Origin of the sequence: Demequina mangrovi, from assembly GCF_000759715.1 — a bacterium.
Lineage (GTDB): Bacteria > Actinomycetota > Actinomycetes > Actinomycetales > Demequinaceae > Demequina > Demequina mangrovi.
Map to the genome: position 1 here is coordinate 22,002 of NZ_BBLU01000017.1, position 13,886 is coordinate 35,887.

The following is a 13,886-nucleotide window of genomic DNA, read 5'->3' on the forward strand; positions in this document are numbered from 1 at the left end:
TCGGCGCACCGGGGAGCGGGCTTGAGCGGTCTACCCTGGCCGCATGTCCCGCACCCCGCTGACCGTCGCATCGTCCGCCCAGGAGACCCCGCCGGTCGCCCTGGTGCGGCGCGCGCGGGCCGTCAACCGGGCCCTCGCCGAGGTCTATCCGGACGCGCACTGCGAGCTCGATCATCGCGACGCCTTCGAGCTCCTGGTCGCCACCGTGCTGAGCGCGCAGTGCACCGACGTGCGCGTCAACCAGGTCACCCCCGCGCTGTTCGCGCGCTATCCCGACGCCGCCTCGTTGGCCTCCGCCGACCGCGTCGAGCTCGAGGAGCTCATCCGCCCCACGGGCTTCTACCGCGCCAAGGCCGAGTCGCTGCTCGGGCTCAGCCGCGACCTCGTCGAGCGCTTCGGCGGAGAGGTGCCGGGACGCCAGCGCGACCTCGTGACCCTGCGCGGCGTGGGGCGCAAGACGGCGAACGTGGTGCTCGGCAACGCCTTCGACGTCCCGGGGATCACGGTCGACACGCACATGGGCAGGCTCGCGCGCCGCCTGGGCCTCACCGTGAACGAGGACCCCGTGGTGGTCGAGCGCGACCTCATGGCGCTCATCGAGCGACGCGAGTGGACCTTGTGGTCGCACCGCGTGATCTTCCACGGCCGGCGCCGCTGCATGGCGCGCAAGCCCGACTGCGGCAACTGCGAGATCGCGGCGCTGTGCCCGACCGCGCCAGGCGCGAAGGTGCGTCCCTCCGCCTGAGCGCGAGCCGGGCGCTCGCCGGGCCTAGTGGGGGCTCGTCTCCTCGCCGCCCTCCTCGACGCCGACCTCGTCGGGGTCGACGCCCACGGACTTCGCGAGGTCGTGCGGCTTCGCCATGCGGTTGGACGGCAGCGGCACGGGGGTCGAGCGGCGCTCGTAGAGCTTGCGGTAGAAGCGGTCGCGGAAGAACAGCAGCGCCGCGCCGAGCACCGCGGACAGCACCGAGGCGAAGAGCACCGCGAGCTTGACCGCCTCGACCCGGTCCGGGTCGGTGAACGCGAGCTCTCCGATGAGCAGGGACACGGTGAAGCCGATGCCCGCGAGCATGCCCATGCCGGTGACGTCGAGCCACGACAGCCCGCGGTCGAGCTTCGCGTTGGTGAAGGTCGCGACCAGCCACGTCGCGAGCACGATGCCCAGCGGCTTGCCGATCACCAGACCCGCGATGACGCCGTGCGCGACCGGGTCGCCCGCGACCGTGGAGAGGGCCTCCGCGTCGATCGCCACACCCGCCGCGAAGAACGCGAAGACCGGCACCGCCACGGCGGCCGAGACGGGGCGCCACACGTGCTCCCAGTGCTCGGCGAGCGAGGTGCGCTCGCCCTTGCGTGCGACCGCGGGGACCATGAGGCCGAGCGCGACGCCGGCGATCGTGGCGTGGACGCCCGAGGCGTGCATGAGGGCCCACGACGCGAACGCGATCGGGAAGAGCAGCCACGGGCTGTTCCAGCCCTTGCGCAGCAGCAGGCCGAAGATCACGATGCAGGCGAGCGAGGCGCCGAGCCACTCGAAGTGGAGGTCGTTCGAGAAGAAGACGGCGATGATGATGATCGCGAGCAGGTCGTCGACCACCGCGAGCGTGAGGAGGAACGCGCGCAGCGCGTTCGGCAGCCACTTGCCCACGACGGCGAGCACGGCGATAGCGAACGCGATGTCGGTGGCGGTGGGGACGGCCCAGCCGTCCAGCGAGCCGCCGTCGAAGAACGTGTTGACGCCCACGTACAGCAGCGCGGGCACCGCCATGCCGCCGATGGCGGCGACGATGGGCACCACCGCGGTGGCCGGCTTGCGCAGCTCGCCCGCGACGATCTCACGCTTGAGCTCGAGCCCGATGACGAAGAAGAAGATCGCGAGGAGCCCGTCCTTCGCCCAGTCCGCGACGGTGAGATCGAGGTGCAGCGCGTGCGGCCCGATCGTGATCTCGCTGAGGTGCGTGTACGCGTCGCTCAGCGGGGAGTTCGCGAAGATGAGAGCGGCGGCCGTGCCGATGAGCAGCAGGATGCCGCCGGCCCGCTCCGTGCGCAGCACATCGGCGAGCGTGCGCTCGGTCGACGGCGTGAGGCGCGAGAAGAGTCGGGCGGGCGTGCGGGACGTCATGGTGCTCCTGTGGGTGGATCGTCGGGAACGCGACAATCCTATCGGCGCGCCCTAGACGGTCTCGGACGCTCCCGTGCGCTGCGGCTGCGGCGGGTCGAAGCGGTAGCCGACGTTGCGGACGGTGCCGATGAGCTGCTCGTGCTCGGCGCCCAGCTTCGCGCGCAGGCGCCGGACGTGGACGTCGACCGTGCGCGTGCCGCCGTAGTAGTCGAAGCCCCAGACCTCCTGGAGCAGCTGGTCGCGTGTGTAGACGCGGCCCGGGTGCTGCATGAGGTACTTGAGGAGCTCGAACTCCTTGTAGGTGAGGTCGAGCGGCACGCCCTTGAGCCGTGCCGTGTAGCCGCCCACGTCGACCGTGAGGTCTCCCGAGGAGAACTCGGCGACGCGGTCGAGCGGGTCGGCGGCGTTCGCGCGACCGATGAGCAGGCGGATCCGCGCCTCGACCTCGGCGGGCGACGCCTCCGCGAGGACCACGTCCGCGGCGCCCCAGTCGGCGTTGACGATCGACATGCCGCCCTCGCGCAGGACCAGCAGCAGCGGCACGGCCACGCCCGTCACCTGGATGAGGTTGCAGTTGTTGCGCGCCTCCACCAGGTCCGTGCGGGCGTCGACCACGAGGACGTCGGCGTCCATGGCGTCGAGCATGGCCGACGGCTCAGGGGCCACCACCCGGGTCCGATGCGACAGGAGCGCGAGCGCAGGCAACACGTCCGCCGCACCGTCTCCTGACGGTGTGAGCACGAGCAGGTCTGCCATCGCCACCTCCGATTGCGGTTCACTCTAGCGGCGCAAGTGTCTGAGACACTAACGCCCATGCTTCCCACCACCAGGGCGACCATCAGCGCCGCTGCCGCGGCGTTCATCGCCGCGGGCGGATTCCTGGGCACCAGGTATCTGGCGGTGACGGTGCTGGTGATGATCGTGGTCCTCGCGCTCGGGTGGCCGGCGCTGCTGCGCGCCTCGCGCCGCCGCTCCGCCTCCGTGATCCTCGCGGTCGGCGGCGGGCTCGCCGTGGTCGCGGTGGTGCTCGGGCGCTCCGCCCCTCACCTGCGGCACATGGTGATCGCGGTGGCCCTCATGGTGATCGCGGCGCTCGTGGCCGAGGTGTTCCTGCCGAGCTCGCGCGGCCGCGCCGTCACGTCGGTCGCGGCGACCTGCGCCGGCGCGATCGTCGTCGGCTCGGGCGCGGCCTGGGTCGCCGCCTCGCGGACCCACGGCGCCGAGGACCTCGTGGTCGCCGGCGGCACCGCTCTGGCGGTGGCCGCCATCACGAACGTCGTGACGAGGAGCCCGCAGGTGAACTCGATCCTCGCTCTCGTGCTCGCGACCGCGTCGGGCTTCGCCGTCGGGATGGTGCTGCCCGAGCTGCCCTGGTACGCGGGCGCCGGCATCGGCCTCCTGTGCGGAGTCATCGTCACGCTCCTTCAGGAGCTCATGCGGCGCGAGCCGCGCGCCAAAGGCTGGCTGCCGGGAATGTCCTCGGCCCTCGCGCCCGTTCTGTCCGCCGGAGTGCTCGTCTACGTCGGCGGGCGCCTGCTCGTCGGCTGAACCCACGCAAGGGAGAACATGCTCACCCGAGTCCTCATCGTCGCCGCGATCCTCGCGGTCGCCACCGTCGCCGCGCTCTGGTGGAAGCGTCGCCAGGGCATGGTGCGCGAGGTCGAGCGGGCGGGCGCCCTGTCCTCCACGACGCTCGGCGCGCAGCGCGGGTACCACGCGACCTTCGTGCAGTTCTCGACGCCGATGTGCGCGAAGTGCCCTCCCACCGCGGCGCTCCTGGGCCGCATCGCCGCCGAGGACCCGCGCGTCGCGCACATCGAGATCGATGCGGCGGAGCGGCTCGACCTCGCGCGCGAGCTCGAGATCATGCGCACCCCCACCATCCTCGTGCTCGACGGCGACGGCGTGGTGGTGTCGCGCATCTCCGGCGCCCCGTCCGAGCAGCAGGCCCGCGAGGCGCTCGCCGGCGTGCCGCGGACCGGCACCGACTACTCGATCTGACGCGGCCCCCACGCCTAGACTCCGCCCCAGGAGGGACAACATGAACGACATCCAGATCGACCCGCGCGGACCGCGCTTCAGCGCGTTCTTCCAGCTCGCGTTCTCCGTCTCCGCGCTGCTCGTCGGCGCCAACGTCGGCGGCGTCGTCATCATGGCGGTGCTGCTCGCGCTCTTCATCCCCGGTGCGATCATCGGCCCCCAGGCGACCGTCCAGGGCTGGATCTTCCGCACGGCGGTGCGTCCGCGCCTCGCCCCGCCTGCCGAGACCGAGTCCTTCCGGCCCCCGCGCTTCGCGCAGCAGATGGGCCTGACCTTCTCGACGCTGGCGGTGGCCTCGGGCCTGCTCGGCTGGGACCCCGGCTTCTTCCTCTTCACCGGCTTCGTGACCTTCGCATCCTTCCTCAACAGCGTCTTCGACCTGTGCCTGGGCTGCGAGATCTACCTCCTGTTCAAGCGCGTCACCACCCGCGCGACGGTCTGACATGCCCGCGCTCGTCGTCAAGGTCACGTGCGGCACCGAGCGCACCGAGACCCTCATGCAGGCCTTCACCGTCGCGGCGACCGCGGCCGCGTCGGGCCTCGAGGTCAGCGTGTGGCTCACCGGCGACGCCACGTTCCACGCCCTCCCGGGCACCGACGACGTGGTGATCCCCCATTCGCCGCCCCTGTCGCAGCTGCGCGACGCGGTGCTCGCCGCCGGGACCGTGACGGTGTGCGCGCAGTGCGCGCGCCGCCGCGAGATCGACGAGGACGACCTGGTCGAGGGCGCGCGCATCGCCGGCGCCGCGGCCTTCGTCGCCGAGGCCACCGCGCCGGACGCCACCGCGCTCGTCTACTGAGGTCCGCGCGGCGCCGCCCGCGCGCCGTGGAACGGGACCTCGGTCCCGTCATAGACTCGGCGCATGACTGCACTCGAGGTCACCTTCATCGCCTTGGCCATCGCGGCGTTCGCCGCCACCGCGTGGATCGCGGGCATCGTCGCCTTCCGCCTCATCAAGGGACCGAAGCGGTGACCTTCGTCATCCCGTCCGACCTCGCTCCCGAGGTGTACCCGCTCGCATGGGTGGTCGGCACCTGGGAGGGCCACGGCGTCGTGGACTACCCCGGCATCGACGCCGCGGACTTCCGCCAGCGCATCGTCTTCGACCACGACGGCGGCCCGTACCTCTCCTACACGTCGACCATCACCCTCATGGGCCCCGACGGGGAGGAGGGCCAGGTCTGGTCGACGGAGTCCGGCTTCTGGCGCGTCGCGCCGAACGCGCCGGAGGGCGTGCAGCTCGAGGACTTCCAGCACCCGCTCGAGGTGGTCCTGGCGGACGCCTCCGGCCTGCTCACCGCCTACTTCGGCGCGGTCGGCAACGGCCGCATCGACCTGGCGACCCGCTTCGCGGCGGCCACCGAGTCCGGGCCCGACGTGCGCGGCGCGACCCGCATGTACGGCAACGTGAGCGGCGAGCTCATGTGGGCGTGGGACCTCGCGGCCTTCGGCCAGGAGCTCCAGTCCTACGCAAGCGCGCGTCTGAGCCGCGTGGACGGGCCCGGGGTCCCCGAGGGCGCGGAGACCGTCGCCCCGGACGCGGAATCCTGAACCGCCCGCCGCGCGTTCCCCGACCATGAGCTCTCCCGTCCTCACCCGTCACGGCGCCGTCGCGGGCCTCGGCCCCGATGCGGGCGTCGCCTGGCACTACGGCGACCCCACCGCCGAGCAGCGCGCCCTCGAGCAGGGCCGCGCGGTCTCCGACCAGTCCCACCTGGGCATCGTCACCGTCACCGGACCCGACCGCCTCACCTGGCTCGACTCGCTGTGCACGCAGCAGGTCGCCGGCCTCGCCCCCGGCGAGTCGGCCGAGCTGATGATCCTCTCGCCGCAGGGCCGCATCGAGCACGTCGCGGGCCTGGTCGACGACGGCGCGACCGCGTGGCTCATCTCCGAGACCGCGCCCGCGCTCGCCGCGTTCCTCGACCGCATGCGCTTCATGCTCCGGGTCGAGGTGCACGATGCGTCCGAGGACTGGGCCGCGCTCGGCGAGGCCATCGCGGCCCCCGCCGCGGACGGCGAGCCGGTCACCTGGGTGGACCCGTGGCCCGGCATCGCGGCGGGCGGCACCACCTACGCCGCGGATCCCTCCGCGCCGTCGGAGGCGCCGCGGGCCTGGCGCCTCGTGCTCGTGCCCCGCGCCTCGCTCGACGCGGAGATCGACGCGCGGCTCGCATCCGGCTGGACCCTCGCGGGCACCTGGGCGACCGAGGCTCTGAGGATCGCGGCGCATCGTCCCCGCGCGGCGCTCGACGTCGACGAGAAGACGCTGCCCCACGAGCTCGACTGGCTGCGCACCGCGGTGCACCTCCACAAGGGCTGCTACCGCGGACAGGAGACGGTCGCGAAGGTCCACAACGTGGGTCGGCCGCCGCGACGCCTCACGATGCTCCACCTCGACGGCTCCGGCCACTCCATCCCGGAGACCGGCGCCGAGGTGCACATGCCCGACGGCTCCGTCGCCGGGCGCGTCACCTCCGTCGCCCGCCACCACGAGCTCGGTCCGATCGCGCTCGCGATGCTCAAGCGCTCCGTCGACCCGGCGGCCACGCTCACCGTACCCACGGACGGCGGACCTGTCGCCGCATCGCAGGAGCTCATCGTCAACGCGGACGGCTTCTCGGCCGACCGCCCGCCGAAGCCCGGCCCCACCATGAAGGGGCTGCTCATGGGCAAGGGCTGCGCGGCCGACGGCGGCGACCTCCCCGGCTGACCCATGCGGCGAGCGCGCCGGGGACTACTGGTGCCACCCCCGGCTGCGTTAGCGTAGGTGCCCGTCCCGTCACCTGTTCCGGAGGTCCCCATGTTCGGCGTGCTTCAGTCCCTGCTGGTGTGGGCGCTCTCCGCCGCCACGCTCGCCGCGTGCGCGTGGGGCCTCATCGACGCGGCGCGCCGCCCCGAGGCCGCCTTCACGTCCGCGGGCAAGTGGTCGAAGACCATCTGGCTCATCATCCTCGGCGTCGCGACGGCCCTCGCCTTCATCTCGATGCCGGCGCTGCCGTTCCTCAACATCCTCGGCGCGAACGGCGGAGGGGTGCTGTGGTTCGGCGGCCTCGCCGCGATCGTCGCCGCGGCCATCTACTTCGCGGACGTCCGGCCCAAGCTCGGCTCGGGAGGCTTCGGCTCGTCGGGCGGGTCGCGCGGCCGCTCCAGCGGCGGCTGGTGACCCGCGGGTGAAGGCAGTCCTCCAGCGCGCCTCGCGCGCGTCGGTGACCGTCGACGGCGCCATCACCGCGTCCTTCGATCGCCAGGGCATCGTCGCGCTCGTGGGCGTGACCCACGGCGACGGGCCCGAGCAGGTGCAGACCATCGCACGCAAGATCGCGGAGCTGCGGATCCTCGACGACGAGAAGAGCGTGTCGGACGTCGACGCGCCCGTGATCGTCGTGTCGCAGTTCACCCTCTACGCCGACGTCCGGAAGGGACGCCGGCCGTCGTGGAACGGCGCCGCCCCCGGTCCCGTCGCGGAGCCGCTGGTCGAGTCCGTGGTCGCGGCGCTCCGGGAGCGCGGGCTGACCGTGGGCACCGGCGTCTTCGGCGCGCACATGGACGTCGAGCTGGTCAACGACGGCCCCATCACGATCCTGCTCGAGGCGTAGCCCCAGACGAGGGACGATGCCGGGCGGTCGACGGTCCCGCGCCCGGAGAGGCGCGCCGTCGCCGCCTCCGCGATCCGGGCATGCCCGCGCCTGCCGTCCTCGGCGACCGTCGCATCGTCCCCTGGCAATCCCTTCACGCCCCTGGCGAACACGGGCATGCCCCGCGGGGGCCCGCCGTTAGCCTGGAAGCACCCGCGGTGGGCGACCGTCGCGACCCCGGCCCCGGCCGGACGAATCAAGGGAGGCAGACATGTTCGAACGGTTCACCGATCGAGCCCGTCGAGTGGTGGTGCTCGCGCAGGAAGAGGCGCGCATGCTCAACCACAACTACATCGGCACCGAGCACATCCTGCTCGGCCTGGTGCGCGAGGGCGAAGGCGTGGCCGCGAAGGCCCTCGAGGCGATGGACATCTCCCTCAACGGCGTCCGCGAGCAGGTGCAGGAGATCATCGGCGAGGGCTCGCACGCCCCGTCGGGACACATCCCCTTCACGCCGCGCGCGAAGAAGGTCCTCGAGCTGTCGCTGCGCGAGGCGCTGCAGCTGGGCCACAACTACATCGGCACCGAGCACATCCTGCTGGGCCTCATCCGCGAGGGCGAGGGCGTGGCCGCGCAGGTGCTCGGCAAGCTGGGCGCGGACCTCGGCGGCGTGCGCCAGCAGGTCATCCAGCTGCTCTCGGGCTACGAGGGCAAGGAGCCCGTCACCTCCGGCGGCGGCCCCCAGGAGGGCACCCCGGCCGGCTCCACCGTGCTCGACCAGTTCGGCCGCAACTTCACGCAGGCCGCGCGCGAGGGCAAGCTCGACCCCGTGGTGGGCCGCGAGCTCATCCAGGAGCGCGTGATGCAGGTCCTGAGCCGCCGCACCAAGAACAACCCGGTGCTGATCGGCGAGCCCGGCGTCGGCAAGACCGCCGTGGTCGAGGGCCTCGCCCAGGCGATCGTGCGCGGCGACGTGCCCGAGACGCTCAAGGACAAGCACCTCTACACGCTCGACCTCGGCTCGCTGGTCGCGGGCTCCCGCTACCGCGGTGACTTCGAGGAACGCCTCAAGAAGGTGCTCAAGGAGATCCGCACCCGCGGCGACATCATCCTGTTCATCGACGAGATCCACACGCTCGTGGGTGCCGGCGCGGCCGAGGGCGCGATCGACGCGGCCTCGATCCTCAAGCCGATGCTCGCGCGCGGCGAGCTGCAGACCATCGGCGCGACCACGCTCGACGAGTACCGCAAGCACGTCGAGAAGGACCCCGCGCTCGAGCGCCGCTTCCAGCCCATCCAGGTGCCGGAGCCGGAGCTGTCGCACGCCATCGAGATCCTCAAGGGCCTCCGCGACCGCTACGAGGCGTTCCACCGCGTCACCATCACGGACGATGCGATCGTGGCCGCCGCGACCATGGCGGACCGCTACATCTCCGACCGCTTCCTGCCGGACAAGGCGATCGACCTCATCGACGAGGCGGGCGCGCGCCTGCGCATCCGTCGCATGACGTCGCCGCCCGAGCTCAAGGAGCTGGACGACAAGATCGCGGGCGTGCGCCGCGACAAGGAGTCCGCGATCGACGAGCAGGACTTCGAGAAGGCCGCGTCGCTCCGCGACGTCGAGCGCCGCCTGAGCGAGGAGCGCTCGCGCAAGGAGGAGGCCTGGAAGTCCGGCGACCTCGACGTCGCCGCGGTGGTGGACGAGGACCTGATCGCCGAGGTGCTCTCGATGTCGACCGGCGTGCCCGTCACGCGCGTGTCCTCGGACGAGTCCTCGCGTCTGCTCCACATGGAGGCCGAGCTCCACAAGCGCATCATCGGCCAGGAGCAGGCCATCAAGGTCCTGTCGCAGTCGATCCGCCGTACGCGTGCCGGCCTCAAGGACCCCAAGCGTCCCGGCGGCTCGTTCATCTTCGCCGGCCCGACCGGTGTGGGTAAGACCGAGCTCGCCAAGGCGCTCGCCGAGTTCCTGTTCGGCGACGAGGACTCGCTCATCTCGCTCGACATGTCCGAGTACGGCGAGAAGCACACGGTGGCCCGCCTCTTCGGTGCGCCCCCCGGCTACGTCGGCTTCGAGGAGGGCGGCCAGCTCACCGAGAAGGTGCGCCGCAAGCCGTTCTCCGTGGTGCTGTTCGACGAGGTCGAGAAGGCCCACCCCGACATCTTCAACTCGCTGCTCCAGATCCTGGAGGACGGCAAGCTGACGGATGCGCAGGGTCGCGAGGTCAACTTCAAGAACACCATCATCATCATGACCACCAACCTCGGTGCGGACGCGATCTCGCGTCGTCAGGCGACGGGCTTCTCGGCGATCGTCGAGGGCGGCCAGACGTACGACGACATGGTGAAGCTGGTCAACGGCAAGCTCAAGGAGCACTTCAAGCCGGAGTTCCTCAACCGCGTCGACAACGTGGTGGTCTTCCCGCAGCTCACGCAGAACGAGATCATCCAGATCGTGGACCTCATGGTCGACCGTCTCGACGAGCGCATGAAGGACAAGGACATGGGCATCGAGCTCACCACGGCGGCCAAGCAGCTGCTCGCGGAGAAGGGCTACGACCCGGTCCTGGGCGCTCGACCGCTGCGCCGTGCGCTGCAGCGCGAGATCGAGGACCCGCTGTCGGAGAAGATCCTCTTCGGCGAGGTCACCTCGGGCCAGATCATCCGCGTGGACGCGGAGGGCGAGGGCATCCTCGGCGAGTTCACGTTCGAGGGCATCGACCGCGACGAGCTCGTGGGCGAGCCGGTCGAGGACCCCGAGGTCGCCTCGAACACGCAGAAGGACTAGCGCTCGCCCCTCCCAGGCAGCGCTGAGGCGAAGGCCCGGCTCCCGTTCGCGGGGGCCGGGCCTTCTGCCTGTCCCCCTCGGGCATGCAAGCGTTGACATCGACGTCCCGTGCACGATGCGCGGCCAGAACGGGCACCGAACGTCGATATCGAGGGGGTCGGCGGGGTCGGCCGCGTCGGCGGGTCGCGGCCTGCCAGCGGCGCGTGCCCGGGCCGCCGAGTCACGCACTGTCAACAGCGATGCGCACGGACCCGTGACGCTCGGATCCGTCCACCGACGCGATCGACCGGCCCCGCAGCGCCCCGCGTCGGCGCGCACCGTGCTCGCATGGCAGACGGTGCACGCGCGGCAGCGCTCGACGAGTTCCTCGGAGCGCTGTCCCGGAGCGGCGGGGTGGTCCGACGCGACGTCGCCATCGCGCTCATCGGTCGTCGCGGCCTCGATCGGCTGCTCCGCGACGGACGGGTGGCCCGCCTGCTCGCGGGGATCTATGTGCATCGCGGGCACCTCGACGACCATGAGGCGCGCTGCCGTGCCGTGGTCGTCTGGGCCCGCGGTGCAGCCGTGATCGCGGGTGAGTCGGCGCTGCACCTGCTCGATGCGCGGTTCCCCGCGCCTCGGGTCGTGGCAGCCAGCGCACCGACGACGCATCGGCCGTTCGCCATGCCGTGGGCCGAGGTCACGCTCACGCGTATGCCCGATCGCCGACGCATGGTCAGACGCATCCCTGTGATGGCGCCCGCGGACGCGGTGGTCGACGCGTGGTGCCGCGCGCAGACCGGAGCCCGTGCGGGCGTACTCTACGAGGCCCTGTGGCGGGGGATCTGCACCACGGACGCAATCGACCGCGCCGCAGCCGCTCGGCACCGGGTCGCCCAACGTCAGGTCCTCGCCCGCATCCTCCGCGACTTCCGTGCGGGAGCCACCTCGCCGACCGAGGTGATGGCGAAACGCGACGTGTTCCGCGGCGCGGCCTTCGCCGACCTGGAATGGCAGGTCGATCTCGACGTGAGGGGAAGGCGGCGCCACGCGGACGCGCTGCATCGTGCCGCTCGTGTGGTGATCGAGCTGGACGGGGACGCGTATCACTCGACCCGCGAGCAACGAGAAGCCGATCGCGAGCGCGACGCGGACCTCGCCCATGCGGGATGGCAGACCGTCCGCCTCGGGTTCCGCGACCTCCGCGACCGGCCGCGGTGGTGCCGCGAGACCATCACGGGGATCATCGCGCACCGGCTGGCCCACGCGCCCTCCTCTCAATCTCGACGATAGGTGCACGTTTCTGACGCGCATCGTGCATCGAAGGTGGAGGTAAACGCTTGCTTGGGAGGGGACGTAGGCTGGCGAGCATGACTCACGATCCGTATGTGGCCGACGATGCCCGCTACGACTCCATGCAGTACCGCCGCTCCGGCCGCTCGGGGCTGCGCCTCCCGGCGATCAGCCTGGGGCTGTGGCACAACTTCGGCGGCCTCCACGCCCTCGACACCCAGCGCGAGATCCTGCTCGCGGCGTTCGACATGGGCATCGCGCACTACGACCTCGCGAACAACTACGGCCCGCCGCCCGGCAGCGCCGAGGAGAACTTCGGCGGCTTCCTGGCCCGCGACCTCATGCCGTACCGCGACGAGATCATCATCAGCACCAAGGCCGGCTACTACATGCACCCGGGCCCGTACGGCGAGTGGGGCTCGCGGAAGTACCTGCTCAGCAGCCTCGACGCCTCGCTGCGGCGCATGGGGCTCGACTACGTCGACGTCTTCTACCACCACCGTCCCGACCCGGACACGCCCATCGAGGAGTCGATGATGGCGCTCGACCAGGCCGTGCGCTCCGGCAAGGCGCTGTACGCCGGCGTCTCGAACTACGGGCCCGAGGCCACGCGCGAGGCCGCGGCGATCCTCGAGGATCTCGGCACGCCGATGCTCATCCACCAGTTCAAGTACTCGATGTACGAGCGCACCCCCGAGGAGGGCCTGCTCGACGCGCTGGACGACGCGGGGGTCGGGTCGATCGTGTTCTCCCCGCTCGCGCAGGGGATGCTCTCGGACAAGTACCTCTCCGGAGTCCCCGAGGGCTCGCGCGTCACGCACTCGCAGTTCCTGTCGGAGAAGCAGCTCACCGAGACCTACCTCGAGCGCACCCGCGCGCTCAACGAGATCGCGCTCGGTCGCGGGCAGACCCTCGCGCAGCTCGCGCTCCAATGGGTGCTGCGGCGCGGGCGCGTGACCTCGGCGCTGGTCGGGGCGAGCTCGGTGGCGCAGCTCGAGGCGAACGTCGCGGCGCTGTCCTTCCCCGACCTCACGGATCAGGAGATCGAGGCGATCGACGCCCACGCGGTGCACGGCACCTACCTCGGCTGACCGCCTTCCGGGCGCGTCTTCACGGCGCGGGCGCGCCTACAGGGCGTAGGTGCCGCGGTCCGCGGACACCACGGTCACCAGCCCGTCCTCGACGAGCCCCTCGAGGCAGCGGTCGAGCTGCCCGGGCTCGACGTCCTCGAGCGTCGCGTGGCCCGTGACGTTGACGGGCGACGATGCGGCGCGCAGGACCGCCATGATCCGCCCCCGCACCTGGCGGTCCGTGCCGTGCCACGGCTGGGTGCGCCGCGGCGCCTCGGCGAGCCCGGGGCGGCCCGCGGCGAGCCACGCGCATGACGAGGCGAGCGGACACTCGTCGCACCGCGCGACGCGCGCCGTGCACACCAGCGCTCCGAGCTCCATCGAGGCGGCGGCCCAGTCCGCGGCGCCCTCATCGTCCTGGGGCACCAGCGACGCCGCGAGCGCGCGCTCCGCGACCGTCTGGTGCGCCGCGGGGAGCGCTTCGCCGCGCCACGCCCGGCCGATGACGCGCCGGACGTTGGTGTCGAGCACGGTCGCGCGACCGCGGAAGGCGAAGGACACCACCGCTGCCGCGGTGTAGTCGCCGATGCCGGGGAGCGTGCGCAGCTCCTCGAGGGTCGAGGGGACCTCCCCGTCGTGCCGCTCGACGAGCGCGACCGCGCACTCCCACAGCCGCTTCGCGCGCCGCGGGTACCCGAGACGCCCCCACGCCCGGATCGCGTCGGCCTGGGTCGAGGCGGCGAGCGCGGCGGGGGTGGGCCACCGCTCCATCCATGCGTGCCACACGGGTTCGACGCGGACCACCGGAGTCTGCTGGAGCATGATCTCGGACACCAGGACGCCCCACGGCGAGGTGCCGCCGTCGCGCCACGGCAGCTCTCTGCCGGCCTCGTGGAACCACTTCCTCACCGCGTCGACGCGCGAGGCGTCCTCGGTCGTCGCTGGCATCGGGGCGTTTCGGGAGACGGTCGGCACGCCTTCCATCATCCCAGCGCGTGACGCGCCTACCGTGGAC

15 protein-coding genes are annotated in these 13,886 nt (G+C 71.9%); 12 read left to right on the forward strand and 3 right to left on the reverse strand.

Annotation, left to right across the window (positions count from 1 at the left end; translation table 11 throughout):
* The first annotated feature begins 43 nt into the window (after positions 1-43).
* The gene (gene nth / locus TR42_RS12410) at positions 44-745 is read left to right on the forward strand and encodes an endonuclease III (protein ID WP_042216364.1); all 702 of its coding nucleotides are present in this window, start codon (positions 44-46) and stop codon (positions 743-745) included.
* Positions 746-769: 24 nt separating this feature from the next.
* Here the strand turns inward: nth and nhaA are convergent, their stop codons facing one another.
* Together nhaA and TR42_RS12420 are read right to left on the reverse strand one after the other, a co-directional pair.
* Positions 770-2,122 (reverse strand): Na+/H+ antiporter NhaA, encoded by a 1,353-nt coding sequence (gene nhaA, locus TR42_RS12415; RefSeq protein WP_074789161.1) that lies wholly within the window; start codon positions 2,120-2,122, stop codon positions 770-772.
* Positions 2,123-2,173: 51 nt separating this feature from the next.
* A complete protein-coding gene (locus TR42_RS12420) occupies positions 2,174-2,878 on the reverse strand; it encodes a response regulator transcription factor (RefSeq protein WP_042216366.1) in 705 nt (234 codons plus the stop codon).
* Between the two features lie 57 nt (positions 2,879-2,935).
* Between TR42_RS12420 and TR42_RS15075 the strand changes: the two genes are divergently transcribed.
* The 11 genes from TR42_RS15075 to TR42_RS12480 all read left to right on the forward strand — a co-directional run bounded on the left by TR42_RS15075 (position 2,936) and on the right by TR42_RS12480 (position 12,892).
* The gene (locus TR42_RS15075; RefSeq protein WP_052406085.1) at positions 2,936-3,670 is read left to right on the forward strand and encodes a hypothetical protein; all 735 of its coding nucleotides are present in this window, start codon (positions 2,936-2,938) and stop codon (positions 3,668-3,670) included.
* Positions 3,671-3,688: 18 nt separating this feature from the next.
* The gene (locus TR42_RS12435) at positions 3,689-4,123 is read left to right on the forward strand and encodes a thioredoxin family protein (protein WP_042216368.1); all 435 of its coding nucleotides are present in this window, start codon (positions 3,689-3,691) and stop codon (positions 4,121-4,123) included.
* 40 nt (positions 4,124-4,163) lie between these two features.
* A complete protein-coding gene (locus TR42_RS12440; protein ID WP_042216370.1) occupies positions 4,164-4,604 on the forward strand; it encodes a DUF4395 domain-containing protein in 441 nt (146 codons plus the stop codon).
* Position 4,605: 1 nt separating this feature from the next.
* A complete protein-coding gene (locus TR42_RS12445; RefSeq protein WP_042216372.1) occupies positions 4,606-4,962 on the forward strand; it encodes a DsrE family protein in 357 nt (118 codons plus the stop codon).
* Positions 4,963-5,132: 170 nt separating this feature from the next.
* Positions 5,133-5,714 (forward strand): heme-binding beta-barrel domain-containing protein, encoded by a 582-nt coding sequence (locus TR42_RS12450; RefSeq protein ID WP_042216374.1) that lies wholly within the window; start codon positions 5,133-5,135, stop codon positions 5,712-5,714.
* A gap of 25 nt (positions 5,715-5,739) precedes the next feature.
* The gene (ygfZ, locus tag TR42_RS12455; protein WP_042216376.1) at positions 5,740-6,876 is read left to right on the forward strand and encodes a CAF17-like 4Fe-4S cluster assembly/insertion protein YgfZ; all 1,137 of its coding nucleotides are present in this window, start codon (positions 5,740-5,742) and stop codon (positions 6,874-6,876) included.
* Between the two features lie 90 nt (positions 6,877-6,966).
* A complete protein-coding gene (locus TR42_RS12460; RefSeq protein ID WP_052406087.1) occupies positions 6,967-7,329 on the forward strand; it encodes a DUF2516 family protein in 363 nt (120 codons plus the stop codon).
* A gap of 7 nt (positions 7,330-7,336) precedes the next feature.
* Positions 7,337-7,762, forward strand: a complete 426-nt coding sequence (dtd, locus tag TR42_RS12465; RefSeq protein ID WP_042216378.1) for a D-aminoacyl-tRNA deacylase — start codon at positions 7,337-7,339, stop codon at positions 7,760-7,762.
* A 250-nt stretch (positions 7,763-8,012) separates the two neighbouring features.
* Positions 8,013-10,529 carry an ATP-dependent Clp protease ATP-binding subunit gene (locus TR42_RS12470; protein ID WP_042216380.1) on the forward strand — a complete coding sequence of 839 codons (2,517 nt, stop codon included), beginning with the start codon at positions 8,013-8,015 and terminating at the stop codon, positions 10,527-10,529.
* Between the two features lie 327 nt (positions 10,530-10,856).
* The gene (locus tag TR42_RS12475; protein WP_042216382.1) at positions 10,857-11,801 is read left to right on the forward strand and encodes a DUF559 domain-containing protein; all 945 of its coding nucleotides are present in this window, start codon (positions 10,857-10,859) and stop codon (positions 11,799-11,801) included.
* 77 nt (positions 11,802-11,878) lie between these two features.
* Positions 11,879-12,892, forward strand: a complete 1,014-nt coding sequence (locus TR42_RS12480) for an aldo/keto reductase (RefSeq protein ID WP_042216385.1) — start codon at positions 11,879-11,881, stop codon at positions 12,890-12,892.
* 36 nt (positions 12,893-12,928) lie between these two features.
* Here TR42_RS12480 and TR42_RS12485 read toward each other — a convergent pair whose 3' ends face one another.
* A complete protein-coding gene (locus tag TR42_RS12485; protein ID WP_042216387.1) occupies positions 12,929-13,819 on the reverse strand; it encodes an HhH-GPD family protein in 891 nt (296 codons plus the stop codon).
* Between the last annotated feature and the right edge of the window lie 67 nt (positions 13,820-13,886).